Source organism: Parasutterella muris, from assembly GCF_943193095.1.
GTDB classification, from domain to species: domain Bacteria; phylum Pseudomonadota; class Gammaproteobacteria; order Burkholderiales; family Burkholderiaceae_F; genus Parasutterella; species Parasutterella muris.
This window is the reverse complement of sequence record NZ_CALPCV010000026.1, coordinates 1-26414: the sequence shown is the minus strand read 5'-3', so window position 1 is coordinate 26414 and position 26414 is coordinate 1. Positions and strand designations below refer to the sequence as shown.

General features: G+C 50.5%; 24 protein-coding genes, 1 tRNA gene, 1 other RNA gene and 1 pseudogene. 15 read left to right on the top strand and 12 right to left on the bottom strand.

The genetic code is table 11. The annotated features are described in order from the left end of the window. Positions 1 to 133 precede the first annotated feature (133 nt). The 4 genes from NFR90_RS09340 to NFR90_RS09325 all read right to left on the bottom strand — a co-directional run bounded on the left by NFR90_RS09340 (position 134) and on the right by NFR90_RS09325 (position 4209). A tRNA-Val gene (locus tag NFR90_RS09340) sits at positions 134 to 208 on the bottom strand. A 582-nt stretch (positions 209 to 790) separates the two neighbouring features. Further along, a complete protein-coding gene (locus NFR90_RS09335) occupies positions 791 to 1708 on the bottom strand; it encodes a LysR family transcriptional regulator (protein WP_251452484.1) in 918 nt (305 codons plus the stop codon). A 107-nt stretch (positions 1709 to 1815) separates the two neighbouring features. After that, entirely contained in the window at positions 1816 to 2715 is a 900-nt protein-coding gene (locus tag NFR90_RS09330) for a LysR family transcriptional regulator (RefSeq protein ID WP_251452480.1), read from the bottom strand. Between the two features lie 36 nt (positions 2716 to 2751). Continuing rightward, a complete protein-coding gene (locus NFR90_RS09325) occupies positions 2752 to 4209 on the bottom strand; it encodes an FAD-dependent oxidoreductase (RefSeq protein ID WP_277612810.1) in 1458 nt (485 codons plus the stop codon). A gap of 487 nt (positions 4210 to 4696) precedes the next feature. Between NFR90_RS09325 and NFR90_RS09320 the strand changes: the two genes are divergently transcribed. Continuing rightward, positions 4697 to 6187, top strand: coding sequence for a lyase family protein (locus NFR90_RS09320; RefSeq protein ID WP_251452477.1), 1491 nt, complete (start codon positions 4697 to 4699; stop codon positions 6185 to 6187). 110 nt (positions 6188 to 6297) lie between these two features. On the opposite strand, the gene rnhA is transcribed toward NFR90_RS09320, so the two are convergent. Together rnhA and NFR90_RS09310 are read right to left on the bottom strand one after the other, a co-directional pair. Further along, complete coding sequence (gene rnhA, locus NFR90_RS09315) at positions 6298 to 6744, bottom strand: ribonuclease HI (RefSeq protein WP_160335627.1); 447 nt, start codon at positions 6742 to 6744, stop codon at positions 6298 to 6300. Beyond that, positions 6741 to 7505: a class I SAM-dependent methyltransferase gene (locus NFR90_RS09310; protein WP_251452473.1), complete on the bottom strand. Its 765-nt coding sequence runs from the start codon at positions 7503 to 7505 to the stop codon at positions 6741 to 6743. The genes rnhA and NFR90_RS09310 overlap by 4 nt, the downstream gene beginning before the upstream one ends. Positions 7506 to 7623: 118 nt before the next feature. On the opposite strand from NFR90_RS09310, the gene NFR90_RS09305 reads away from it, so the two are divergent. The 6 genes from NFR90_RS09305 to recN all read left to right on the top strand — a co-directional run bounded on the left by NFR90_RS09305 (position 7624) and on the right by recN (position 13886). Next, complete coding sequence (locus NFR90_RS09305; RefSeq protein WP_251452470.1) at positions 7624 to 9369, top strand: lytic transglycosylase; 1746 nt, start codon at positions 7624 to 7626, stop codon at positions 9367 to 9369. 69 nt (positions 9370 to 9438) lie between these two features. Then, positions 9439 to 10227, top strand: coding sequence for an enoyl-ACP reductase FabI (locus NFR90_RS09300; protein ID WP_251452467.1), 789 nt, complete (start codon positions 9439 to 9441; stop codon positions 10225 to 10227). Positions 10228 to 10243: 16 nt separating this feature from the next. Beyond that, positions 10244 to 10636, top strand: coding sequence for a DUF423 domain-containing protein (locus tag NFR90_RS09295; protein WP_160335623.1), 393 nt, complete (start codon positions 10244 to 10246; stop codon positions 10634 to 10636). A gap of 18 nt (positions 10637 to 10654) precedes the next feature. Next, a complete protein-coding gene (locus NFR90_RS09290) occupies positions 10655 to 11350 on the top strand; it encodes a hypothetical protein (RefSeq protein ID WP_160335622.1) in 696 nt (231 codons plus the stop codon). Positions 11351 to 11355: 5 nt separating this feature from the next. Then, positions 11356 to 12228 (top strand): NAD(+)/NADH kinase, encoded by an 873-nt coding sequence (locus NFR90_RS09285; protein ID WP_251452464.1) that lies wholly within the window; start codon positions 11356 to 11358, stop codon positions 12226 to 12228. Positions 12229 to 12233: 5 nt separating this feature from the next. Next, on the top strand, positions 12234 to 13886 hold the full coding sequence (recN, locus tag NFR90_RS09280) for a DNA repair protein RecN (RefSeq protein ID WP_160335620.1): 1653 nt from the start codon (positions 12234 to 12236) through the stop codon (positions 13884 to 13886). Positions 13887 to 13970: 84 nt separating this feature from the next. Here recN and fur read toward each other — a convergent pair whose 3' ends face one another. Beyond that, positions 13971 to 14426 (bottom strand): ferric iron uptake transcriptional regulator, encoded by a 456-nt coding sequence (gene fur / locus NFR90_RS09275; RefSeq protein ID WP_277612808.1) that lies wholly within the window; start codon positions 14424 to 14426, stop codon positions 13971 to 13973. A gap of 100 nt (positions 14427 to 14526) precedes the next feature. Between fur and NFR90_RS09270 the strand changes: the two genes are divergently transcribed. The 6 genes from NFR90_RS09270 to NFR90_RS09250 all read left to right on the top strand — a co-directional run bounded on the left by NFR90_RS09270 (position 14527) and on the right by NFR90_RS09250 (position 17788). Beyond that, a complete protein-coding gene (locus NFR90_RS09270) occupies positions 14527 to 15024 on the top strand; it encodes an outer membrane protein assembly factor BamE (protein ID WP_160335618.1) in 498 nt (165 codons plus the stop codon). Between the two features lie 21 nt (positions 15025 to 15045). Beyond that, positions 15046 to 15852 carry a 4-hydroxy-tetrahydrodipicolinate reductase gene (dapB, locus tag NFR90_RS09265; protein ID WP_251452462.1) on the top strand — a complete coding sequence of 269 codons (807 nt, stop codon included), beginning with the start codon at positions 15046 to 15048 and terminating at the stop codon, positions 15850 to 15852. Further along, positions 15852 to 16085, top strand: coding sequence for a hypothetical protein (locus tag NFR90_RS09260; protein WP_251452460.1), 234 nt, complete (start codon positions 15852 to 15854; stop codon positions 16083 to 16085). Before dapB ends, NFR90_RS09260 begins: the two co-directional genes overlap by 1 nt. 6 nt (positions 16086 to 16091) lie before the next feature. Next, positions 16092 to 16427: a hypothetical protein gene (locus NFR90_RS09255; RefSeq protein WP_251452459.1), complete on the top strand. Its 336-nt coding sequence runs from the start codon at positions 16092 to 16094 to the stop codon at positions 16425 to 16427. 88 nt (positions 16428 to 16515) lie between these two features. Continuing rightward, positions 16516 to 16697: non-coding RNA, 6S RNA (gene ssrS / locus NFR90_RS11755), on the top strand. An 83-nt stretch (positions 16698 to 16780) separates the two neighbouring features. Then, on the top strand, positions 16781 to 17788 hold the full coding sequence (locus NFR90_RS09250) for a 2Fe-2S iron-sulfur cluster-binding protein (RefSeq protein WP_251452456.1): 1008 nt from the start codon (positions 16781 to 16783) through the stop codon (positions 17786 to 17788). Here the strand turns inward: NFR90_RS09250 and lgt are convergent. After that, entirely contained in the window at positions 17785 to 18570 is a 786-nt protein-coding gene (gene lgt / locus NFR90_RS09245; RefSeq protein WP_251452453.1) for a prolipoprotein diacylglyceryl transferase, read from the bottom strand. The two genes, NFR90_RS09250 and lgt, sit on opposite strands and share 4 nt — an antisense overlap. 6 nt (positions 18571 to 18576) lie before the next feature. Further along, positions 18577 to 20070 (bottom strand): exodeoxyribonuclease I, encoded by a 1494-nt coding sequence (sbcB, locus tag NFR90_RS09240; protein ID WP_251452451.1) that lies wholly within the window; start codon positions 20068 to 20070, stop codon positions 18577 to 18579. A 211-nt stretch (positions 20071 to 20281) separates the two neighbouring features. Here sbcB and NFR90_RS09235 point away from each other — a divergent pair, with 211 nt between their 5' ends. Further along, a complete protein-coding gene (locus tag NFR90_RS09235; RefSeq protein ID WP_251452449.1) occupies positions 20282 to 22807 on the top strand; it encodes an excinuclease ABC subunit UvrA in 2526 nt (841 codons plus the stop codon). A 79-nt stretch (positions 22808 to 22886) separates the two neighbouring features. Here the strand turns inward: NFR90_RS09235 and NFR90_RS09230 are convergent, their stop codons facing one another. After that, the gene (locus NFR90_RS09230) at positions 22887 to 23834 is read right to left on the bottom strand and encodes a LysR family transcriptional regulator (protein WP_251452445.1); all 948 of its coding nucleotides are present in this window, start codon (positions 23832 to 23834) and stop codon (positions 22887 to 22889) included. Between the two features lie 167 nt (positions 23835 to 24001). Here NFR90_RS09230 and NFR90_RS09225 point away from each other — a divergent pair, with 167 nt between their 5' ends. Then, on the top strand, positions 24002 to 25792 hold the full coding sequence (locus NFR90_RS09225) for a C69 family dipeptidase (protein ID WP_251452442.1): 1791 nt from the start codon (positions 24002 to 24004) through the stop codon (positions 25790 to 25792). A gap of 88 nt (positions 25793 to 25880) precedes the next feature. Here the strand turns inward: NFR90_RS09225 and NFR90_RS09220 are convergent, their stop codons facing one another. After that, positions 25881 to 26060 (bottom strand): hypothetical protein, encoded by a 180-nt coding sequence (locus tag NFR90_RS09220; protein WP_251452439.1) that lies wholly within the window; start codon positions 26058 to 26060, stop codon positions 25881 to 25883. A gap of 105 nt (positions 26061 to 26165) precedes the next feature. Further along, positions 26166 to 26414: pseudogene (locus NFR90_RS09215) on the bottom strand (RNA-guided endonuclease InsQ/TnpB family protein); the annotation flags it as partial.

Genomic DNA, 26414 nt, shown 5'->3' with positions numbered 1-26414 from the left:
GTGACCAAATATGGCACAAGCTTTGTAAATGTTTTAAAGAGGAAAGGAGGCCGCTAAAGTCGGCATTAATCCGCAGATTTTTGCAGATTTTATACAGAATTTTTAAGCTAATTTATTGATTTTGCAAAAAAAATGGTGCACGATACTGGTTTCGAACCAGTGACCCCTGCCGTGTGAAGGCAGTGCTCTACCCCTGAGCTAACCGTGCACTTGAGATACGGGATTCTACACGAATTTAGAAGTTTTGCGAAACGCTTGCCTAGAAGTGACCAAACGACGAATTAAAAGGTTTCGCTCTCGTCTCCCGCTCAACCATCGAAGCAAAAACCAAAGTAAAACGCCCAAAGCTGCAATCCCTGGGCGCTCAAAGAAAAAGGTTTACCATCTACCTGAAAACCTTAAACGTTAGTATAAAGTTAGTCTTGCGATTTCTCATTAACTTTGATTCTTATGCTTTACTGCTAGCACCTGAGTAAAAGGCCCCGTTAGTTTTCCGCTAAGGGAGGAGGGGGTGTTTTTAGACCGGATATAAAAGAAGAACACCGAGGCTGCGACACTTACGAAACTGTCCTGGAATCTCTTCGTCCCGTGTTGACAAGCGGAAAAAGAGCGGAACTTCACAATGCGCGGTGAGAATTTGCAAAGGATTTTGCGAGTTTATTTTTTCTCGACGCCGAAAGTCCCATCCCTCAGAGCTCCGATTTGGCATCTAGAGTCCAACCAGCGGCACCACGCTCGCTCGTTTCACCATCTGCAGCTGTTATTGCCTATGCCGCTTCCAATCGAATTCTTATAGCCGCCGAGACTGATAAATCCTTCGGCTTTCCTCGGAAAACCACTGAGCAAAGATTCTGAACTTTGGCGTGTTCCACGATGTCTTCGTCAGAACCGTAAAAAGCGGAGCGGTCGGTTTTCTCCAGCTGCTGAGAATCGGCACAAGAGTCCCTTTTTCAATTTCCTCAAGGCAGAAGAATCTTGGAATATCAATCGCGACGCCTTTGCCTTCCAGGACGGCTTTTTTTATTGTCCACAGACTGTCGGAAGAAAAGTAGTCCAAACAGACAATCGGTTTTTTCTCAGTTCCGCGATAAAGAAATTTAGTGGATTCACGCTCGCGGCCTCCGTATGCAAAAACACGAACCTTTTTAAGATCCTCCACAGTATCGAGCGGAGCGAATTTCTCAATAAAATCGGGAGACGCCACCGCTTCGTACGTGTTGATTCCTCTTTCTATCATTACCAGATCATCAGACTTATCAGGAACAGAAGTTAAGGTAATGATGTCCACTTTGCAGGATCGGAGCGCGGTCAAGCCGGAATCAACGCGGGTCTCAAAGCGCACGCCCGGATAAATTTCACAGAAGCGATCCAGCAGATTCACCAAATGCGTACTTGCAAAGCCTGCCGCCGTAGAAAGACGGATTGTTCCCTTAATCTCATGCTCTACTTTGGAGATATTGTCATAGGCTTCGTCTAAAGACTTCAGCGGACCGCTCAATCGGTTGTAGACCATCAGGCCGTAATCCGTCAGATTAAGCTTGCGTCCGTTTTGGCTAAACAAGGGATGGCCAACTTCCTCTTGGAAGGCGCGCAAAGCGCGGCTGACCGTTGACTCATTCACGTCAAACCTGACGGCAACAGCTGAAATTCTTTGAAGCTCGGCAAAAGCGATGAAATACCTCAAGTTTCCCAGATTATTTCTCAGCATGTCATCTAATCCACGTTGATAGCTGGCTCCATTGTACGCAACCAAAGAAGAGTTTGATCGTTAAAAATCAGCTAAACAACCAGACAGCTCCCGTTATCTTCAACGCCTCAATTCCAGTCTGTTGATTTCATAACTTTCACAAGTACGTCTCTGCACTTCTTGAAAAATTTAGACCTAAGGGAGTCTTTGCGGTAAGAAAGTTCCACCGGATCATTGACGCTGTTAAAAGGGATATCACAATAGACAAGGTCCGGGTGTTGGGCACATAGCAGCTTAGCAACATAAACAGGAACCAAAACCACTCTCCCAGTTCCCAATATATAACGCTCAATGCCGCAATAATGAGAAGTCAGGCCGACAAGTTTTCTTTTAAAGCCATTTCTACGAAGTATTTCGTCCGACACGCCTTCAGAACCTCCGAAGTGCACACTAAAGTGCTCCATTTTTAGATACTGAGAAAGAGAAAGTTGATTGTCTGAGGACCCATCTGGTTTTTGATAGAGGCAGACATCTTTATGAGTGCCAAAGCCTTCTCTGGCAACAATGTTGCTGTGTGTTCCACCTGCGGTAATACAGAAATCCGCTTTGCGATCGATAATTATCTGCTCAGCAAGGAGAGTATTCACTTGATGAAAAATCACCAGAACGTCAGGCAGACTTTTGGAAAATTCCTCAATAATTTTAGGTCCAATGAAATACTCAAAATCATCCGAGCAGGCTATGATAACCTTACTGACGTTCGACTTTTCAGCTTGATGGAAAATTGCATTTGCGTCTGCAATAAGTTTGGATATCTCCGGATAAATGGTAACCGCTTTGTTTGTCGGAGACAGCTCGTGGCCATTAGATATAAAAAGAGGATCCTCGAAAACGAATCGAAGCTCCTGCAGCCTTCTACTGACTGTAGGCTGCGATGAACCAAGCTTTGCGGCCGCCTTACTTATGCTTCGGCAGGCGTAAAGCTCGTAGAAGATAAGTGCAAGATTCAAGTCCATAGAAAAGGGCATAATTTTTCATCAATTATGCCCGGTTTTTTATTTTGTTTACTTCAAACTTTCAACAGCGCGTTCAGCAGCAATCCTGCCGGAAGTCAACGCGAAGGAAGATGTCGCCCCTTCGACCTTCAAATCGTCCGTACTGTCAAACAATCCTCCCATATCCGCACCGACCACATATAAATTCGGGATGGAGTCACCTTGAGCGTTCTGAGCTTCAAAATTCTTGTTTATCCTAATTCCTCCCAACGTTAGGAAATAAGTGCGGATTCCTTTTAAAGCATAGAACGGCCCTTTGTTCAAATCGAATTTTTCAAGGTGAGCAGGATTTCTTCCGTATTCCGGGTCTTTCTTTTGATCGGCAAATTCGTTTATTTGAGCAATTGTCTTTTTCAGATTCTCAGCGGGAACACCAATCTGAAGCGCCAAATCGTCAATCGTATCGGCCTTAAATGCCCAGCCGTTCTTCATTCCAACTTCAAAAGTTTTCGGAAGCTCTGTCAATTTAGTTCCGGCAGGAACAATCGCGTTAAAGGGAATAAGTGCGCCGTCATGCATTAAGCGATCCAGTTTATTTTGATCAAAGATCGTGTACATAACACCGCCGGCATTCGTCATCGCCGCATATACATCGGTAAAGAGAGATCCGCGAGACTCATTGTAGAAACGTTCGCCGTCACGGTTTACCCAGAGCCAGGGCTGCACAAGAGCACATCTTCCATGTTTAAGGTAATCGGCGCCGTTAAATTGATTAATCAAGGGCTCTTCGGGAAGGTACGGAGCATTACCCACAACATTTTCCATATTGGCAACCGAAGCACCCACACGAAGCGCCATATTGATGCCGTCTCCAGTGCGGCCGTCACCAATAGCGCTTCTCAAGCGGATTGGTTCTGAAACGGATAGGTCCGATGAGTCAGTCACATACTTTTCAATCATTCCTTTATTTGCAGCAAATCCACCACTCGCAAGGATAACTTTCTTAGCATGAACTATAACTTTTTCGCCAGTCTTTGTATTCACGGCTTCAACACCAACAATTTTGCCGTCACGGTTAATTAGCTTTTGAGCCGGAGTCTGCAGCAGGACGGTACCACCGTTCTTTTTCACTTGATCACTGAGCTTTGCAACTACATTCGAAGCCCCGCCTTTGAAGAGATGCCAACAGTTGTAAGACTCGCCCTGCGGCCAAAGAGTGCGGATTCCTCTTATCTCAACGCCTTTATCTGTAACCCAATCAATTGTCTCGCCAGACCGCCCAATGAGCTGACGAATCACTGCGGGGTTTGTTCGAAAATGATTAAAGTCAAGGAAACGATCGATATTTTTTTGTATATCCCAAGTGATACCGTGTTCCTTCTGATACTTCGTTCCCAGGCCCAAAGAACCTTCCGGAAAATTACCTGCCCCGCCAAGAATTGATGTCTTTTCCAACACAACCGGTTTTACGCCTAGTTCTGTTGCCCTTGCAGCTGCAGAGATTCCGCTAAGTCCACCGCCAACAATAACTAAGTCAGTATCAATAATCTAAGTTGCCCAAGCAGACGAAGCAATACAAATTGAAAACAGCGAAGCTGTTACTGAGAGTTTAAATTTTTCCATGAGATTCTCCTTAAGATTCACGAACCTCATCTATTGTGACGAGAGGCAGAAAAAAAATTTGAATACCTGCTATTCACTATTTTCGAAAATTAGAACCACACTACAGCAGCCCGATCGATCAACTCAATTGGAATTTCTTTTCCAGAACAAGTCATCTTCTCGAAATAGCTCCTGTCATAACACAAGAGTTCATCAGGAAACGCATTTTTAGAGGCTTAATCTGACAGCTGTTCAAGCAAATTATTGCTAAATATTATTTGCGTTTTATGCAAGTAATAAGTTGCATATCAATGCATTGTATGAATCAGTTAAAACTTTTAGCATCAATCTCATAACGAATCATCACAAACCACACATAACAACAACCAACCTCAAACCACTCATAACCACTATGAAAGGAAACGATCTGACAGCTGCGGCGGCAAATCAGACCGCAGCCCTTTTCTTAAAAAAAGAACCGAAAGACGAATTCTTCTGGCTTAGCCAAATGAACAAAGCCTCGGTCATTACAAACCGCGAGCGAGGCCTCCTTTCCGAGGAAACTGCAAAAAAAATTGCAAAGGCTATCTGCCAAGTCATTGAGAACGGCTGTAAGCCCGGAGCTCTGAGACCCTCACGCGTCATCAAGTACGAGCCGCTCCTCATCGAAGCCGCCGGCCTTGACGCAACCATGCTTCACGTCGGTCGCTCAAGTCAGGACATGCATGCGACTTATTACTCCACCATCATGCGTGACAACGTTCTTGCATTGGCCCGCAAGCTTGTCGGCAGCATGCGGATCCTCAACACGCTTGCTAAAGACCATACGGAGACCATCGTCCCGAACTACACCAACGGTGTTGCCGCTCAGCCCAACAGCTATGCACATTACCTGCAGGGCTTTCTTGCCGGCTTCAAGCGTGACAGCAAACGGCTCGAACAGTTCTATGAGCGTTTAAATCTTTGTCCGATGGGAACAACCGTTCTTAACGGAACCGGCTGGCCGCTTAACCGCGAGAAAATCGCTGAGTATCTCGGTTTTGACGGCCCCGTCGAAGACGCATATGACGCCGCTCAGATTAAACCGGTCGATGAACCGACCGAACTCTCATCAATCCTGACCTCAATCGCGCTTCATGTCGGCACTTTTGTTCAGGACGTTTCTGTGCAATACGCCCAGCCTCAGCCCTGGATTCTCCTGCAGGAGGGCGGCGACAATACCTATGTGTCTTCTGCGATGCCTCAGAAGAGGAATCCCGGCCTTATGTTCGGAGTTCGCGAAGCGGCAAGCGGGGTTCTTGGAGAGGCTCAGGCTGCGGTTTTCAGAGCGCACAACATCATTCCGGGAATGATTGACCCGAAGCGCGTTCCTGCCAACAGCTCGATGGTTTCAAGCACAATCAAGATGCTGACTCAGTTTGACAAGATGCTCAACGCACTCAAGATCAGCCAGGAGAGAGCGCTCAAAGAGCTGAACAGCGATTGGACCGCCTCGCAGGAAATCGCGGATGTTTTGATGCGTGAATACAAACTGCCGTTCCGCGTCGGCCATCATGTCGCAAGCCAGATTGTCTCTTATGCGAAAGCAAATGACTTCAACCCGACAAATTTCCCATACGCTCAGGTCAAAGGGATATACGCGCATGTCATTAAAACGGAATACCCGTCGGCTAGCGAAGTCTGCCCCATGAACGAAGAGGAATTTAAAGCGACGCTGAATCCGAAAACCATTATTGAGAACCGCCGCACATCGGGCGGTCCGCAAAAGAGCGAAATCAACAAAGCGATCGCGCGTTCTGACCAAGCGATTGCCGAGCATGAAGCTTGGGTTGTCAGGCAGCAGGAGCAGATTGTCCATGCTCTGGAATTGCTAGACAAGGACTTCTGTCAGTTATTGGGTTAACCGGTTTTCTCCTCATCCTATCCGCAGCATCCCTCCTGCCTGATTCGGATAGGAATTTAAATCCCGGGCGCCTGCAGCCGCAGTACACCCGGGATACTTTTTACCCGCGATTATCTATTGCGTTTCAGGACTTCTTCCACACCTTGATTCGCAAGCTGATCGGCCATTTCATTGCCTTCAATGCCGTCATGTCCCTTGACCCAGATCCATTCAACCTTGTGTCGGCTGGCAGCTTCATCAAGTTTTTTCCACAGATCGGCATTTTTAACCGGAGTGCCCCCTTGAGTTTTCCAATTCTTCTTTTTCCAGCCGTAAATCCATGCGGTCATCCCTTCCTTCACGTACTTGGAGTCTGTATGAAGCTTCACGGAGCACGGCTCAGTCAATGTATTAAGAGCGTTGATCGGCGCAATCAGCTCCATCTGATTGTTTGTGGTATTGAGAGAGCCGCCGCAGAGCTTGCGCTCATGACGGCCGTATTTCAGCCACGCACCCCAGCCCCCGGGCCCCGGGTTTCCTTTGCTTGCGCCGTCCGTCCAAATTTCTACCTGTTTCATTCTTTTTTACCTTCAAACTGAGAGCGGCTGCCCTCCTCTAGGCGCGCTCCGGCGCCGAGAAAATTAAACTTTTTCGTAATGGCTTTGCCAACCAGCTTCGCGCCCAAAGCTTCTTTGGTCGCGCTCAGCGCAAAAATCGCACCGCACTGCGGCCACCACCTGTCACCGGCTTTTTCCAGCCAGGAAGACTCTTTGTGAGACTCCGGAGAAAACGACCAGCTGTAGCGGCCGAAAGTGCCTCGATCCACATGGAAGGACAGCAGAGATAACCAATCTTTCAGCTGAAACACCGACATAAACTGCTTACCCGGGAGAAACACCTTTGCACCGAATTTCTGCAGATGGAAACGAATGCCCCAAAGACTCGTCAGATTAAACCCGGTAAGCACCACTCTGCCGCCGGGAATTAAAACTCTGCTCACTTCGCGCAGCAGCGCATGCGGATCTTCGGCCATTTCCAGCGCATGAGGCAAAAGCACCAGATCGAGACTTTCACTTTCAAACGGCAGCTCACTATAAGAGAGCTGTATGCGGACGCGGCTGTCTTCGAGCTGAGTCAGAGGACGCAGACTGCGTTCTCCGATCACCTTGAGCGGAATACGGTTATTGCTCAGAAAATCGATGCCGGAGGCTCCGATCTGTACGGCATGGTACCCGAAGCAGTCTGCGACCAAAGCGTCATACTGCGCCCGCTCCCACCGCAGAGCATACTGCCCGAGCGCTGATGAATAAAACTGCGCAAGCGTGATATTTGATGTCATATACCGTGAACCTCATCGGAAAAATCAAGTTACATCGCCTAGAGCTTTTCCGTCGGAAGTACCATAAATTCGTTTAAATTAGCGTTTTATTGTATCGTGTCTTTCTTCAGTGACTGCAATGTACTTAAAAACCTCGTTCCGCATACTAGCTATTGCCCTTGCTTTGAGCTGTTCGACCTACGCGACGGCTTCAGAGCCCGATCAGGAAGAAATCAAAGAGATCGTGACGCCGGGCGCGGATGATGACGAAATCTATACCGTCTGGACACGCATCAGAGACGGTTTCAAAGTACCTGACATGCAGAACAGCGTTGTGGAAGCCAACGTCGCTAAATACTCAAAACGACCGGATTATCTGCAGCGCATGGCGGACCGCTCACAAAAGTACCTTTACCACATCATTGAAGAAGTTGACGCGCGCGGCATGCCGACCGAAATCGCGCTGCTGCCGTTTGTTGAAAGCGCCTTTGTCACCAACGCCAAGTCCAGAGTCAAAGCCGCGGGTCTCTGGCAGTTCATGCCCGCGACCGGAAGAGATTATTCGCTCGATCAGACCATGTGGCTCGATAAACGCTACGACGTACTGCAAAGCACATCTGCGGCGCTTACCTATCTTCAGAGGCTTTACGACGAATTCGGCTCCTGGCCGCTTGCGCTGGCAGCCTACAACTGGGGCGAAGGCAACCTGCGCCGCGCGATTAAGCGAAATCAGGCGAAGGGTCTTCCGACCGACTATATGTCGCTGAAGATGCCTGATGAAACCCGCAACTATTATCCGAAGCTTCAGGCTATCAAAAATATCGTTAAAGATCCCCGTAACTTCGGGATAAAGCTTCCCACGGTATACAACGAACCTTTCTTTGTTCAGATCTTCAAAGATCAGGATATCGATGTTAAGCGTGCGGCCCAATTGGCCGGAATGTCTCAGGCAGAATTCAGCACGCTGAATCCATCCTTTAACCGTCCCGTCATTGTGGCCTCCCACAACCACTCCATGCTGATGCCGACCGATAAGGTCGACACGTTCGTGGAGAACCTCGTGACATACCGCATGAGCGGAAAGCCACTTTCGAGCTGGACGACTTATCGCGTCAAACCCGAAGACACCATTGCTTCCATAGCGAAGAAAGCGCACATGTCGGAGGAAGCGCTTCGGGAAGCCAACCAAATACCTTCCGGCAGACGCATTAAACCGGGCTCACTCGTTCTCGTCAGCCGCGACAGCGGTCTTGGCGATGCAGAAGATATTTCCTCGGACACGATTGACGCTTCCTTCGCGCTCGCTCAGGACTTCCGCCGCGTCTCCTACCGTGTCAGAAAAGGCGACACGCTGCCGCGCGTTGCACGTCGTCTCGGCGTATCGACTAAGATTATCGCCTCGAGCAACCGCCTCAGAGGCCATCGTCTGAAAGTCGGTCAGATGCTTTACGTCAATGTCCCGGTTAAGACTCGTCAGGTTGCCTCCAAGCCTCCGGTTACAGAAAAAGCCTCAAACGCCAAATTCTACGTTGTGCGCAAAGGCGACACGCTTTTCAGCATTGCTCAGCGCTACTCTATTTCCGTAAACGCCCTTAAGAGTGCCAACCATCTCAGCAGCAACAATGTTTCCGTCGGACAGCGTCTTACGATCAACGCAAGCGGTATTCCGACCAAGCAGGCTGTGGTGCTTGAGAAAGTTCCCGAGAAAGTTCAGAAGCGCATTAACGAGCGACCTCTTGCCAAACAGCGTACACATAAAGTGCGCAAAGGCGACACGCTTTTCTCGATCGCGTCTTCTGCAAATATGTCGGTCAATCAGCTGAAAGCGCTGAACGGACTAAAAAACAACAGTCTTCACGTAGGTCAGACGCTTAAACTAAGGTAATCCGATACCACTCTTTAGCAAACTCGCTTAATATCTTATGATTCTTAAAAAACTTTCTAAGGATCATCAATGAGCCTGCTTAAAGACAAGAAAATCTTGATTACCGGTGTTTTATCCAATCGTTCTATCGCATACGGCATTGCGCGAGCCTGCCACAGAGAGGGCGCTCAGCTTGCCTTTACCTATCAGAACGAAAGATTCCTCGACAGAATCACGGGTTTTGCCAAGGAATTTGACAGCGACATCGTCATTCCGCTTGACGTCTCCGATGATGCACAGATTTTCTCAATGACTGAAGTGCTTCGTGACAAATGGGGCTGTCTTGACGGCGCGGTGCACTCGATCGGTTTTGCTCCGAGAGAAGCGATTCAGGGTGACTTCCTTGAAGGACTTTCGCGAGACGCCTTCGGCACAGCGCTGGACATTTCCGCTTACTCCTTCCCGGCGATGGTTAAAGCGCTGCTTCCGCTCATGGAAGGCCGTCCTGCTTCTGTTCTCACACTGACATACCTGGGCAGCGAGCGCGTTGTTCCGAACTACAACACCATGGGCGTTGCCAAGGCCGCCCTTGAAGCTTCTGTTCGTTATCTTGCAGCAAGTCTCGGGCCAAAAGGCATTCGCGCCAACGCAATCTCTTCCGGCCCAATCAAGACACTTGCCGCGAGCGGCATTAAAGACTTCTCGAAACTGCTGCACCACATGGAGTCTCTTGCTCCGCTGCAGAGAACCGTCACTATTGATGAAGTCGGCAACACTGCCGCATTCCTCCTTTCCGATTACGCGTCCGGCATAACGGGGGATAATATCTATGTGGACGCAGGGTTCCATGCTGTCGCCATCAGCGACCCTCTGGAATAAAAATTTAGGAGTTTTTATGCATATCTGGGCTTTTCTCGGCGCACTCATGCTGGCTTCCGGCATCGCATTGGGCGCGTACGGCGCGCATGGGTTAAGAGCCGCCGTCACCGTTCCTCGTCTGATTGAGAGCTATGAATACGCCGTTCTCTACCAGCTGATCAGCGGTCTCGGCTTTTTTGCCGTTGCGTGGGCAACCCAGCACTTTAAGGCTTGGCTTGTCAATATCGCGGGCATTCTTCTGCTTATCGGCAGCCTCGGATTCTCCGTGAGTCTTTATCTGCTTGTGCTGATTCAGTGGCGCCCCTTCCCGCTTGTCACGCCCATCAGCGGCTTCTTCATGATCGCCGCGTGGGTCGTCATGGCGATCGCAGCGCTTACCTCTCAGCCCAAACGCAGCAGCTTCTACTAAAGCGCCAGGATTTCGGTCATGTACTACTCCAAACTCGCAGCGCCTATTCTGCTTGTCGCGGACTGCACTCAGGCGCCTCCGCTGGATCTGGCAGAAGAAGTGCTCGGTTCCGAAATCCTTGCCTACGCTCGGCAACATCCGAGCCAGGCGCATGCGCTTATTTGGAGCAGACTGATCATCACAACGATCCTATCGCACTATTTCCCCGACGAGTTTGAAAAGGCTGTGATCGAGGATGAGTTTGAGGACTCTGTCAGTTGTAAAGGGCTGCCGTTCAAATATGCAAAGATCGGAGCGACCAAGGGCAGAGTCGCTATCGCGATGTCTACCCTTCCGGTCTTTCTCTCGTTTAAAACCTACGACACGACCAATTCGATGAAGGAGCTCGTCCGCATGCGCTTCTCCGTCATTTTTAACGATTGGATTGATCGGCAGGAAAATCCCGAACTCGCTTTTTACCATTTATGGGCCCTCACCGACTGTCTCTCTCAGCGAGGCAACCCGACGGTGCGGGCAGTCATCGGTGACGATGACCAGCTTAGCGTACGCGGCTCCAGCGTCATGCTTCGCGAAACATTTAAATTTTGGAGCTCTTCGGAGTGGATCTGCGCAGTTCAGGGCCCGGCGCTGACGACGCTTCTCACTGCGATCCGTACCCCCGAAGATACAATTAGGCTGCTTCGCGATATTCAAAGCGAAAAGGCCGGGAAATAATAAAAATGTCTGTTGAATTTCAAACCGTCGCCGTTTTTGGCAAGCGTGACTCCACCGATTTTGCTCCTTTGAAGCAGCTTCGAGATTTTCTGATCCGGCACGGCAGAAACGTCATTTTGGAGAAACGGGCCGCTGAGGCGCTCGGGCTTGACTGCGGCCGCACTCTGGAAGAAATCGGCACGCAGGCGGATCTTTTTATTATTTACGGCGGCGACGGCACATTTCTCGGCATTTCCCGCCGCATGGCCAAATACGAAGTGCCTTTTATCGGCATTAATGCCGGCCGACTCGGATTCATTACGGATATTCCTTCCGAGCGCATGGAAAACGAGCTCTCGGAAATTCTAAACGGTCACTACTACACAGATTCGCGCACGCTGCTTGAGTGCATTCAGATGCGGGGCGACAAAGAGGTCTATCGCAATGTCGCACTCAATGAAGTCGTCATTTCGCGCGGTGTTTCCGGCGGCATGGTGGAATGCTCGGTCATCGTCAACCGTCTTCAGATGTGCAGCATGCATGCCGACGGTCTGATTGTGTCTACGCCGACCGGTTCCACCGCCTACGCGCTGAGCGCGGGTGGTCCGATGATCTATCCGTCTGTGCCCTGCATGCTGATGATCCCGGTGGCGCCGCACACGCTTTCCAACCGTCCGATAGTTCTGCCGGAATCCTCGCTTATTGAAATCTGCGTTACACAAATTCGAGACGCGATTCTATACTTTGACATGCAGGATCAAAACGAAGTACTGATCAACGATGTCCTGAAGATTTCTCCTTATAAACACACAATCAAGATTCTTCATCCAACTTCGCACAATTACTTCGATACACTAAATCAAAAATTACACTGGAACTACAATCCAACGGATCGCTAACCATTATGCTCAGCACGCTGAATATAAGAAACTTTGTCATCGTAGAAAAACTTGAGCTGGACTTTCAAAACGGCTTCTCCGCGCTGACCGGTGAAACCGGTGCCGGCAAGTCCATTCTGATTGACGCGATTCAGCTTTTATTCGGCAGCCGCAGCGACGCGGGACTTATTCGAGAAGGCGCGGACAAGAGCGATCTCAGCGCCTCCTTCACCACCAATGAAAAAATTCGTGAGTGGCTCGCGGAAAATGATTTCACAGGCGAAGAGGACGATCTTATTCTTCGCCGCACACTCGATATCAAAGGCAAGAGCAGAGCGTGGATTAATGGAATTCCAGCCTCCCTTTCTCAGCTTAAAGAGCTCAGTCAGATGCTTGTCGTCATTCACGGGCAGCATGCGCATCAGTCGCTTCTGCGCAAAGGCTCCCAGCTGGAGATGCTCGACGACTATGCAGGGCTGAGACCGACAATTTCAGAACTTAAAAAGCGCTGGAATGCTTGGCGGGACGCGCTAGAGGCGCTCGATGAAGCCAAAAACCGACAGGCACAGCATCAGGCGGAAGCTCAGCAGCTGAGCTGGTACTTGGAAGACATGGATGAGCTCGCTCCCCTTAAAGGCGAATGGGATACGCTTAACGAAGAGCACACTAAGCTCTCTCGTTACACAGAGATTCTGGAAGCCTGCGAAAGAGCCCGGGCTACCCTGACAGAAGCTGATGAAAGCGCGCTTTCGATGGTGGATTCCGCCATTTCCGCGCTGGACGACATCTCGGACATCGATAAGAAAATCGAGAGCGTATACGGCCAGCTCAACGAGGCTAGAGAAATCATTGATTCCGCTTCAAGCGACGTGGAGCATTTTTTAAGCCGTATGGATTTTGATGAGGCGCGTTTTGCAGAAGTTGATGAGCGCCTGAGTTCCTATCTTTCGCTCGCACGCAAATATCACATTGAGCCCGGCGAACTGTATGAAGAAATGATTCAGTCGCGGCTCAAACTTTCCGAGCTTCAGGAAATCAACGTCACAGAGCTTCAGAACAAGGCGCAGAAATCTCAGCAGCGCTATGAAGCGCTTGCCGCCGAGGTTAGCGCCGAGCGCAGCAAAGCGGCGCTCAGGATGCAGACAAATATCACCGAAGTCATGCAGACGCTCGCGATGGAAGGCGGCTCATTTGAAGTCTCCGTGACGCCGAGCGAGCATCCGGGACCGCTTGGCACGGATTCGTGTGAATTTTTAGTGGCCGGCCATGCGGGTGTTGCCCGTCGCTCGCTAGCCAAAGTCGCCTCGGGCGGCGAACTCGCGCGCGTCAGTCTCGCGATTGCGGTCACCGACACGATGACAGCGACCGTGGACACTCTGATTTTTGACGAAGTGGATTCCGGCATCGGCGGCGGAGTCGCGGAAACCGTTGGCCGGCTGCTTGCGCAGCTCGGTGAGCATCAGCAGGTTCTCTGTGTGACGCATCTGCCTCAGGTCGCAAGCTGCGCCTCACACCACTTCAAGATTGTGAAGCATGCTGAAAGCAAGGACGAAGCCCCAACCTCAACGGTGATTCCGCTCGATGAGGAGGAACGCGTTAAAGAAATCGCGCGCATGCTCGGCGGCATCAAAATTACGGATAAAACGCTTGAGCACGCTAAAGAGATGCTCAGACATTAATATTTAAAGGCGGACATTTTGGGTCCGCCTTCTCTACTTGGACGATAGTTTTATCGTCCTTCATGCATTCAAAGCTTCGTGCTCTTATTTTTTGTTCTTGTCACGGCATGCCGGGCAAACGCCGTAAAGCGCCATGGAATGATCGACAAGCGAGTAGCCATGTTTCTGCGCGATTTCAAACTGACGCTTCTCCACTTCCTCATCAATGAATTCAACGACTTTGCCGCACATCACACAGATCAGATGATCATGATGATGACCGTCGTCGAGTTCAAACAGCGCCGTTCCGTGTTCGAAATTGCGGCGAATCAGAATCCCCGCACTCGCGAACTGCGCGAGAACACGATAGACCGTTGCAAGACCGACGTCTTCGCCCGCGTCCACCAGCTCCTTATAAACTTCTGCGACGCTCATGTGACGATCAGTCCCGTTAGACGTCTTCTTCTGGAACATCTCCAGAATCTTCAGTCTCGGACCGGTTGCCTTAAGCCCTAATTCTTTTAAATTCTTCGCGTTGTCCGCTATCTCTTTATGCTGCATTCAACAATTCTCGTTAAGAGGTTTTCTTCAAAGTGTTAATCTAAACACTAATCCTTTATCATACATGGTTATTGTATTACCACTAAACAGAACCCTCTTCATGAAACCTCTTATTTTGTGCGCAGTACTGCCCCTCACACTTCTGGCCGGCTGTTCCTCCGTATCGGATTACGTTCCCAAGATCCTTACACCGTACCGTCCGGACATCCATCAGGGCAACGTGGTAACCAGTGAAATGGTAGAAAACCTGCATGAAGGAATGACTAAAAATCAGGTCATCTTCCTGCTCGGTACAGCAACACTGCAGAGTATCTTCCACAAGAACGAATGGAGTTACGTCTACTATCTGAATCCGCGCGGCGGTCAGCCGACGGTCCGCAAGCTGACCATCGTCTTCAACGACGACAATCGAGTCGAGAGCTTCAAGTCCGATCCGATGCCGGATGAAACCGACGCTGACTTAGCCATTCTCGGCGAACGCGCCAGAGAAGAGACGCTCAAGCGTCACAGTGACTTCGTTGCCGAGAAGAAGAGCTTGGAAGCTGAAGGAGCTGCCTCTGAAACTCAGGGCGCTGAAGAAGCCGCTAAGACGGAATAATCAAAGTATTGGAGACTTGTCATGGTTAAAATCGCAGTTGCCGGCGCTAAAGGCCACATGGGCAAAATGATTATTGACGCCGTGTGGAACACGGAAGGCGCCGAACTGGCTTGCGCGCTCGCGCACAAAGAAACGGATCACGTCGAAGCCAATGAAGACGCCGGCGCCTCCCTCGGCTTTAACAGCGGCGTTAAGATCAGCTGCGACAATGAAACGCTCCGCACGAGCGGCGCTCAGGTACTTATCGATTTCACCCGCCCCGAAGGCACGATGGCTTTCCTTGATATCTGCAAGGACGCGGGAATCGCCATGGTCATCGGCACAACCGGTCTGAATGCGAAACAGAAGCAGAAACTCGAAGAAGCCTCCAAAGTGATTCCGATTGTCTTTGCTCCGAACATGAGCACAGGCGTCAACGTCACGAATAAGCTTCTTGCGCAGGCTGCGAAGCTTCTCAAAGACTACGACTGCGAAATCGTCGAAATGCATCACAGCCGCAAAGTGGACGCGCCGAGCGGAACCGCGATCGCCATGGGCAAAGTCATCGCTGAGGCCAGAGGTCAGAACTTTGAAGACGTCGCCGTTTGGGCTCGTCAGGGTCATACCGGACCGAGAGTTCCGAGCAGCATCGGCTTTGCCGCGCTTCGCGGCGGGGACGTGGTCGGCGACCATCAGGTGATTTTTGCGGGTCCGGGAGAACGCATTGTCATTTCGCACCTTTCGAGCTCGCGCGCCGGATACGCCGAAGGCTCCGTCAAGGCCGCTCAGTACGTTGTCAATCAGAAACCGGGACTGTATTCCATGGATGACGTCCTTGGTCTTAAATAATGAACAGCGCCGCTCAAGAGGCATTCAAACAGCTCGAGCTCAGGATTCTTGAGTTAACTTCGCGTCTTAAGAATCTTGAGCACGAGAACCATGTCCTGCGCAGACAGATTGATGACAAAGACAAAAGTCTTGACGCACTGCGCAATCAAATCAAAATCGCGACTGAGGAGCTCGACACGCAGCTCAAACGAATCAAAATCTTCCGCGACGATCTTCAGAAGTCTCAAGAGTAAAGCATCGTGGCTAATAAAATCCCCTATCGTATTCACGTTCAGAATTTAAAGCTCCTCGTGCGTCTGCCGGAAGAGACGAACCTCGGCGAAGTGGATAAGCTGATCCACATGTTTAACGAGTACCTCGTGTCCTATAACAACGGCAAACCGGCGGAATTAACGTCTGATCCGAACACGAAGCTTTTGATCCTTTCGCTCTTTTCTTTTCTGATCGATCCCGATATCAAAAAGCAATTAAGGGAACAGGTCCTCGACAAAGAAGTATCCAATGATGACGAAACGCTACAAAAAGTACGTCATCTGATCGAACTTTGCGACCAAGGACTCGGCCGAGCCCCTTAGAAAGCGGCTTCATACCCGTAATACTCATCTTGCGCAATAGGCGCCTTTACCACTTTCTTTCCTCAGCGCAAATGACTAGAATTAAGTACGTCCCCTGCGGAATTCGAGCATCGGTCAGTTGTTCTTTGAACCAATGCTACAAGCAAGGAGGCTGACTTGCTATTTCTTTAAAGTTGAGCGGCACGCGATGCTGCTCCTTTCAAGTAGCAGAGGCCTCCACCCTGAACTTCCGGTTCAGGACTCAGGCCGTACGGTTCAGGCGGGGGATTTTGAAGGCGCTTTTCGACATCGGAAAGCGCCTTCAATTTTGGTATAGAATTTTTTTTCTTCAAATCAATAAATTATTTAACGAAATGCCTTTCCGTATTAAATTATCCGGAACGCCGTACGAATTTTCGGCCGACCCCGATGAGAACATTTTCGAAGCAGCCGAACGAAACGGCTACGCGCTTCCCTGTGCCTGCCGCTCCGGCGCCTGCGGCGCCTGCAAAGCTCAGATTATTTCGGGCGACGTTGATCTGGGCAAATATCAGCCTTTTGCACTGACGGAAGCGGATATTAAATCCGGTCTGGCGCTGATGTGCACGGCAAAAGCGCGTTCGGATTTAGAAATCAAGGTCAGAAGCGTCAAAGTGCTGGAGACGGCCAAGCCCGCATTCATTCAGGTCGAGGCTGTTGAGAAAACGCTCCTGCGCGACTCCATCCTTCGTCTTGTTCTCAAGCGTACTGACGGCGGCCTCTTTGACTTTAAGGCCGGACAATCCTATGCGGTTGAACTTCCGGGCGGACTTTCCCGCAGCTACTCCGTCGCGAGTTCCGAACTGCAGAAAGAAACCATCGAATTCTTAATCCGCCGCGTCACAAACGGCGTCTTTACGAGTCTTTTGTTCTCTGACGGATTCCGTGTCGGAGATCAGATGAAACTCAAAGGACCGGACGGAGAAGCCGTCTTTAATACACCCAAAGGCAGAAAGGCGATTTTCCTTGCCACCGGGACCGGTATCGCTCCGATCAAGAGCATGATTCAGACGCTGATTGAAAAGGACGATCTGAAAGACCGCAGTCTCCATATCTACTGGGGTGTCCGCACTTCAGACGATCTTTTTGTTGATGAGCTCTTTAAGGACTGGGCAGCGCACTACCCGGAAATCCATTACACGCCGATCGTCTCCAGAGAGGAAAGCTGGAAAGGCGTAACAGGACACGTTCAGACACAGGCCGCGATTGATCACGGCGACATGTCCGAAGTGGATGTTTATATGTGCGGCAACGGCAGGTTCATCCGCTCCGCGTTTGACTATCTGACCGTCCGCTGCGGCTTAAAGGACGATCACGTCTTCTGCGACAGCTTCGGCGATTAATTTCTTCTTTGGGCCCAGATATAGAGGCCCAAGCCGAAGAGAATCATCGGGATGGAAAGCCACTGTCCGCGCGATAAGTCAAAGAGCCGAAGGCCGAGGTAGCTGTCCGGCTCCCGGAAGAACTCAACGATAAATCGCGCCAGCCCGTAACCCATGAGGAAAAGTCCCGAGACCGCGCCTGCCGGTCTCGGCTTAACCGAGTAAATCCAAACGACTAAAAACAGCACCAAGCCTTCAAGCGTCGCTTCATAGAGCTGAGAAGGATGGCGCGCGATACCGTCTCTGGCCTGCGGAAAAATCATTGTCCAGGGCAAATCCGCTGACGCCGCTCTTCCCCAGAGCTCACCATTAATAAAGTTGCCCAGACGGCCGAAGAAAAATCCGAGCGGAACCAGCGGCGCGACAAAATCACCGACTGTCAGAACAGACTTATGGTTTCTCCAGGCAAAATATAAAAGCGCCAGGATCACGCCGATAAATCCGCCGTGCGCGCTCATACCCCCGTTCCATACTTCAAAGATCGCAAGCGGATGCGAGAAGTAATATTCCGGCTGATAGAAGCAGACAAAGCCCAGGCGCCCGCCGAGAATCACGCCGATCATTCCGTAGAACAGCAGATCGTCGAGATTGGTGCGGCTGATCCCGCGCCAGTCCTGTCTGCATCGGAACATCCCCAACAGATAGAAAAGGCCGAAGCCGATGAGATACATCAGGCCGTACCAATGAATTGCCACCGGTCCCATGCGGACGGCGATCGGGTCAAACTCCGGATGAATGAGCATAACGAATTAACCTTGATAATCGGCTAAAAGATTTTCACCATATTCGCGGACTTCTTCGAGAATCTGAAGCTTAGCTTCATCATCCGCGTACTGTTTCTCAAGTTCGTCGATTTCGCTGAAAAACTCTTCAAAGGTGCGAGAGCCGCCGTAACCGTTGACAAGCTTCTGCATCTTATATTTTCTCCACTGCGCCTCTGTGTCGGGCTCCAGCGTTTCCTCAGGCCAGTTTCTTGCCATGAAATAAAGCGTGAGACGTGTAAGTTCGTCCTTGGTATAGCCGATCGTGGGAAGCCGCTCCGCCATTTCCATCGGGCTCAGCTTGCGGAAATTGGTCATTTTATCGCGGTCGCTGAAGGGGAAATTATTAAAGTAGAGATGCTCTTCGGGGATCACAGCCTGATTATCGAAGCGCTGACTATCCTTTTCCGCGAGTTCCGCAAAAAGGCTGTTGAGCGCCGGAATCCGATCCTTCATCTCCCGAATCTTCTGCGCATTGGCGAGGAAATAAGCAGCATCGTGTTCGAAAAGTCCTTTACCGTTTTTATCCACCCAGCCGATACCTCTGACGAGGAAGGGCTGTTTTTTTAGATTGATCATGACAAAGGGAAGCGGCTCAACGCCTTTTTCCCGATCTTCGGCTTTAACGAAGAGGCGCGTTTTCATATCTTCGGCGCTGATGGTCATCATCGCACTAGGATCGGCGTTTAAGTCCCAGCATACCCAAGTTCCTTTGATGCTCGGGCTCTCCATCAGCGGGAAGACCGGACGAAGGCCGCGGCTGCGTTCATGAGTCCTGAAAGGATCAACATAGAGAAGCGGAGCCTGCTCGCTCATCAGCTTGACCAAATTCTCAGCGCGGCTAATCGTGAGCGCGTATTCCCAAATCTTGGGCTTTTTCTGACAAATCAGTTTTGCGAGCAGCATCGTCGCATAGGCGTCAGACGAAGCGTCGTGCGCGTGTTCGTGCGAGAGTCCGTTTGCCTTCGAAAGGTTTTCGAGTTTCATACTGACAAAACCGTCTTCTCTCTTAGGCCAATTGAGCGTGTCCGGGTAAAAGGCGTAGAGCGCCTTGATAAAAGGAAACAGATCGAACCTTCCTCTGCCCTCTCCTTTTTCCCGGGTATAAGGCGGAATCAGGTTGCGCCAAAAGAGAAAGCGCGTGACGGTGTCATCAAAGCTGATGGAATTAAAACCGATCGAAATCGTGCCCGGTTTTATCATCTGCTGATAGATGGATTCCGCGAAATCAGACTCCGTCATGACGTTTTCTTCTTCGAGCAGCGTCATCGGCGTGATCCCGGTAATCAGAGAAGCGCCGGCTGACGGAAGGTAATCGTCCGCAAGCTGGGAATAGAGAATGATCGGTCGTCCGAGCACATTGAACGAAGCATCCGTGCGAACAGCGCCGAACTGAGCCGGTCGGTCCTTGATAGCGTTTGCCCCGAATGTTTCGTAGTCAAACCATAAATATGTTGTGTTGTTTTCTGCTTGCTGAGTCATCCGGCGGTCCGATCGAAAAAAACTGATTCCTGATTATAAAGTTAAGGATCGTCAGGAATTGCTTCAAGATATTCTGATGAGGGAGAAAAACCTGCAAAGACAATTAAAACTCCGAGCACCTTCATCTTTCTCTTTTTAAGCACTGATCTTATTTTCCGGTCCTGATGAGTTTATCTTTGCACAAATAACGAATTACCTCCGGAATAGAAAAATGAAGGACAGCATTCTTGTGCGCGGGGCTCATGTTCACAATTTAAAAAATTTGGACGCGGATATTCCGCTCAATCAGCTCGTGGCGATCTCGGGCCTTTCCGGCTCGGGCAAATCCTCGCTAGCGCTCGGTGTGCTTTACGCAGAAGGCTCGCGGCGCTACCTTGAAGCGCTTTCCGCTTATACGCGGCGCAGACTAACGCAGGCTCAGGAAGCCAAAGCGGACTCCGTGCAGAACATCCCGGCCGCGCTGGCGCTGCATCAGAGACCGACGACACCGGACATTCGAAGCACGTTCGGCACGCTCACAGAACTGCTTAACAGTATTCGTCTGATGTATTCCCGTCTCGGATCGCACCGCTGCCCTAACGGGCACTATGTACCGCCGAGTATGAACGTAGCATTCGGCCGCAAGCTGAAATGTCCGGTCTGCGGCGAAGAGTTTTACGGCCCGAGCGCTGAAGACTTTTCTTTCAACAGCAGCGGCGCGTGCCAGAGGTGCGGCGGAACCGGTATTGCTCTGACGGTTAACCGGGCAAGTCTCGTGCCGGACGAATCGCTCTCCATTGATCAGGGGGCGGTTAAACCTTGGGGAACACTCATGTGGTCTCTGATGACGAACGTCTGCAGAGAAATGGGCGTGCGCACCGATATTCCGTTTAAGGATCTGACAGAGAAAGAAAAACAGATTGTTTACGACGGCCCTGCCGTTAAAAAACACATTCTCTACAAGGATAAAAACGGTCAAGTCATACCGCTTGACTTCACCTACTTCAGCGCTGTTAATTCGGTCGAAAACGCGCTGTCCAAGGTAAAGGATGAAAAAGGCATGAAGCGGGTTGAACGCTTTCTGACGAGAGGACCCTGCCCATGCTGCCACGGGACTCGATTAAACGAGAAAGCGCTTTCCTCCAAGCTGATGGGACAGAACATTGCCGAGATGAGTGAGCACACGCTCGGAGAACTCATGAAGCTTACGCTTGAGATTCCGACAGCGTTGCCGGAGGAAATGACCGATATGGCCGAGAGCATTGTCAAAGAATTTCAAAGGACAGGCCAGCGTCTCGTCGACCTCGGACTTTCTTATCTGACGCTCGATCGAGCCGGCGCCACGCTCTCCAACGGAGAGCTGCAGCGCGTTCAGATCGCCAGAGCAGTCAGGAGCGAAACCACGGGCGTGCTTTACGTTCTGGACGAGCCTTCAATTGGTTTGCATCCGTACAATGTAGACGGTCTGATGCATATTATTCGTGAGCTCGTCGAACGAAAAAATTCCGTCGTCATGGTCGACCATGACACACGCATTCTGAGGCTTGCGGATCAGCTGATTGAGATCGGCCCCGGCGCAGGCGAAAAAGGCGGCCGAATTATCACGCAGGGAACGCCTCTTCAGGCAGAAAGCAATCCCGCCTCTCTGATCGGGCCGTTCCTTGCCGATAAAGCTCAGATCATTGTGCGTAAGCGCGCTGATGAAAAGCATATGTTTGATCTTGGCAGGATCCGCATCAAGACCAAGCCCTTTTATACGATGCACGCCCTGGACGCCTCTTTCCCCAAGGGGCGGCTCACCGTCGTGACCGGAGTCTCGGGCGCAGGCAAAACCTCTCTTGTGCTGGAGTGCTTGGTTCCTGCTCTGCGGGCCGGCATCCATAAAGAGCAGCTTCCGGAACATGTCGTCAGTGCGGACGCAGAAGGCGTAACTTCCGCTGACATCATTGACTCAAAGCCGATCGGCGCCAATGTGCGGTCTACGGTTGCAACTTATGACGGCGTCTTTGACGACCTGCGCAAACTTTTTGCGAAGACGGAGGACGCTAAAAAGGAGAAACTCTCCGCAAGCGATTTCTCGTACAACACCGGCAGTCTTCGCTGTCCCACGTGTGACGGCACCGGCTCAATTTCATTAGACGTGCAATTTCTGCCGGACATCAGCATCACATGCCCGACATGCGGCGGATCACGCTACGCCAAACACGCCTATGACATTAAGTGGAAGGGCAAAGACAGCAAGGGCGACGGCATTTCTCTTCCGGACATTCTGTCACTCACCGCGGAGGATGCCTCAACGGTACTCAAAGGAGAGAAGAAGATTGAGCAGCAGCTGGATATTCTCAACACGCTCGGCATCGGCTATCTGACGCTGGGTGAGGCGACTCCGGCGCTTTCGGGCGGGGAAGCACAGCGGCTGAAGCTTTCGTCGGAAATGAACACTCCTCAGTCCGGCAGTGTTTTTGTGTTTGACGAACCGACCATCGGGCTGCATCCGCTTGACGTGCGCAAGCTGATTCAAGTCTTTGATCAGCTCATAGCACACGGCGCCACGATTATTGTCATTGAGCACGATTTAGATTTAATCGCGAACGCCGACTATGTCATAGACATGGGGCCGGGCGGCGGCAGTGAAGGCGGAGAGATTGTCGCTGAAGGCACGCCGGAATGTATCGCGAATAATCCGAAGAGTCTGACGGGACGATATTTGAAGGAAGTTCTAGCCGCCAATCCAAAAGAGGAGAACTCTTCGATCTGATAGAAGCTGCCGCAATCAATTCATGTTATACACACCCTGTCTGTGCCGAAGCCATGCAGACAGGATCACTTGCGGACTCTTAGTAGAGCGCGTAGGAAGGAGAAGATGTTTGGAATACCGCCAATCGCTTCCTCAGCTCGGAGGCTGCATATTCAATGAAACAGGAAACAATCGGCTCCGTAATCATTGCCTCAACACCCATGAAGTAATTAACGGAAGGACCTTCTAAGTCGGGAAGAACTCTGACAATTTCACCTTCGGCCAAATACATTTCCGTCATCATGTAAGGGAGAGCCCATGCGACGCCAAGCTTTTCTGTAACCGCCTCCAACACTGTCTCAGAACTGATGAAATACATTCGGTCTGACTCCGGCAGCGGATAGGTTTTGCCGCTTCTGCTGTCAAAAAGAAACGGAGACGGACAAGTCCAGTTAGAACAAAGCAAAACCATTTCTTTGGAAAGATCCTGAAGAGTCAGGCCGCCGCTATATTTATCGGCGATTGATGCAGGAGCGCAAATTATCGTAGGTTCTTTTCCGAGCAATACGGTATTGGATCTTTCGTTTTGCGAAAGGTTCGCAAAGATCGACACATCCGCGGGTTTAAGCCTGTCTCTCAAAGAATATTGGTTGTCAATCAGCTCAAACTCCACTTCCGGATGCGCCTTTTTAAATTCTGCGCACAGACGAAAAAAGAATCTCGAAATCGAATTGGATATTGAGCAGGTGATGTGGATTTTTTTCATTCTGTCTGCGCTGTGAATATCCGAAACGAAAGATTTGAAAGAATCCAAAGGATTTTTTGCAGCCGCCAAAAGCTGTACGCCTTCCGGTGTCAAACGAGTTTTCTTTGTAGTGCGTTCGAAAATCGGATACCCGAGAACCGCCTCAATATCTTTGATTTTCTGACTCACGGTCGCGATGCTTAAATCAAGCTCTGCGGCAGTTTGATTCATAGAGCCATTGGAAGCAACCCGCATTAAGAGCTCCCAGTCCTTTAAGTTCTCCAAATCAAAATTTGAGGCCATTTCCTTTTTTCTCGCGATATAGTGGTAAACCCAGGGTTTTCCTGAGCAATTGGTCGATTTTTCCTCACATAATAAAGTAAATCCTGTCCGTCTGAACCAAAGCCTAAAGGCTGATTAAACGTCCTTTTTACGCACTCAGACCTCTTCCAAAACTTTAAGGAGCAGCTATGACCAAGTTTGCACTTACCGCCGCCGCACTGGCAGCAGGATTAATTCTAGGAACCAACGCTATTGCATGTTCAACCGTCGTTGTCGGCAAAAACGCTTCGGCCACCGGAAACATTCTTGTCGGCCATAACGAAGACAATGACAGCCGCATCATCACATCCCAGTACTGGGTTCCTGCAGCCGACCATCCTGCCGGAGAGGTCATCGAATACGAACCGGACGCCGCTAAGATTCCGCAGGTTCCGCACACCTACGGATACTACTGGAGTCAGACGCTTCATCCTGCTGGTTACTCGTATTCTGACGGCTTTGTCAATGAAAACGGTGTCTCGCTTGCTTCAAACCAGAGCTATGACACCTACGACAAAGACGAAGCTGTCAAGGACGGCGGCGTCGGATACGCCATTAGAAGAATCGTTGCCGAGAGAGCAAAGAATGCTCGCGACGGCGTCAACATCGCCATTGACTTAGTCAAAAAATACGGCTATCGCGCTGCCGGCCGTGTGTACACAATCGCCGATAAAGATGAAGCATGGCAGTTAAATCTTATCCGCGGAGGCAGATATCTTGCCAAGAAGATCGGCGACAACGAAGTGCTGTATATCGCCAACGCCTACACCCTCGGTCCGGTTGACGTAAACGCTCCTGACGTCATCGCCTCTCCCGACCTTATCGAACACGCAATCAAGATGGGCACCTACAAACCGAAAAAAGAAGGCGACTACAGCGACTTCAACTTCCGCGAAGCCTATCAGACAGACGCAAGAAGAGATGCAGACTGGATCAAAGACCGCTCTCAGACCGGATGGAAATATCTCACCGGCAAAGAAATCCAAAATCCGAACGACTTCCCGTACTCCATCACGCCTTCCAAGAAGCTTACGGTTGAAGACGTCAAGAACATCCTTCGCAGTCATTATGCTCACGAAAAACGCGATAACGGATTCTTCCATCAGAGCATTAACGACATCTGCAATCCCGGAACCTTTGAATCCGTCGTCTACGAAATGGTTCCTAACAAGAACTATACGATCGGCTGGAGAACATCCGGCATGCCGAGCGAAAATCCTTATATTCCGTTCTATCCGCTTGCCAAACCCTCTGCCGCGCAGTCATTCATGACGCCTGATGAAGCGACAAGACAGCAGTTCCACGCCAAAGCTTCCAGCTTTGACTACAAACCGGAACTGCCGCTTTACACCTTCCTGACCAACCAAGCTCTGTCGGACTATCTGGACGGTCACAAGAAGCTCGCAAAAATGATCAGCGCGCAGGAAAAGGACTGGGATAAAGGCCGCAAGTCTGTGGAACAGCAAGCCGCACTGGCAGAAAAAGTCGGCGGAACAGAAAAAGCGCTTAATGTGCTGCATGCGTTTAACGTTAACGCGTACCAACAAGGTGCAAACCTTGTCGCAAAAGCGAAGGACGCACTTCCGAAGACCAATGTTCTGTTCCTGGAAGAATCCATCAGTCAGGGCAATGACAAAGCCGCGAAAGTCGCAATTCTCGGAAGCAAGACATTTGACGCTTCAAAGATCGATGCAAAGAGCGTGAGAATTCAGCCGGCTCATCCGACAGAAGATGTCGAGATCATTCCTGATCCCGCAACCGCCCAGTCCGTGGCGATGAAGGATGTCAACGGAGACGGTATCCCCGACGCTGTCATTACATTCTCAGGAAAACAGGCCGCTAAGTACTGTGTTCCCGAAGTGACCCAGGACGTCTATGTTTACGCCAAGGCCAACGGCAAGAAGATTGCCGGCTTCGACACGATCAAGGTCACTAAGTAAAGACGATTCGTTCAGAGATTAATTGATCTCTTCTCCTTTGGGCCGGACTTGTTTCGGCCTCTTTTTGTGCCTAAAACACTGCGCGCCGCTATTTCGTGTAGCAGGTCATACCTTTGGAGATGTCTCCGTCGATCAGGTAATTGCCGTCAGCGTAAAGGTGGTAGCGAACGGTCACACCTGAATCCACCAGTCCGCGCCAAGAAGAAGCAAGCGGATCATCGACGGTACAGAAACTTTGCTTGAAGATACCCACCGCCCAGGCGACCATCACAGAGTCGGTAAAGACTTTCTTTGCTTCTTCTTTTTCCTGCTGAGAGGCGGTTGATTTAACGACATTGACTTTCAGCAGAATATCTTTGCTTCGCTTAATGAACTACCTCGCACTCACGTGCGAGGTTTCATGGGAGCGTGCTCCCATTTCTAGCAATTGGCGAACACCCATACATGCATGCAGGTTTCGTACAATTGCGGGCGTGTCCACAAAGACGCCCCCATCGAGTTCGAGCTGCTTTTTGAGCCACTCATCCCCGAGTTCTTTTCGGCCGATATTGGCTGCGCCATTGATATCGGCATTGATCAAATGTCCGTCTGACGATCGATAGAGGCCGCGCTTGATTCTCTT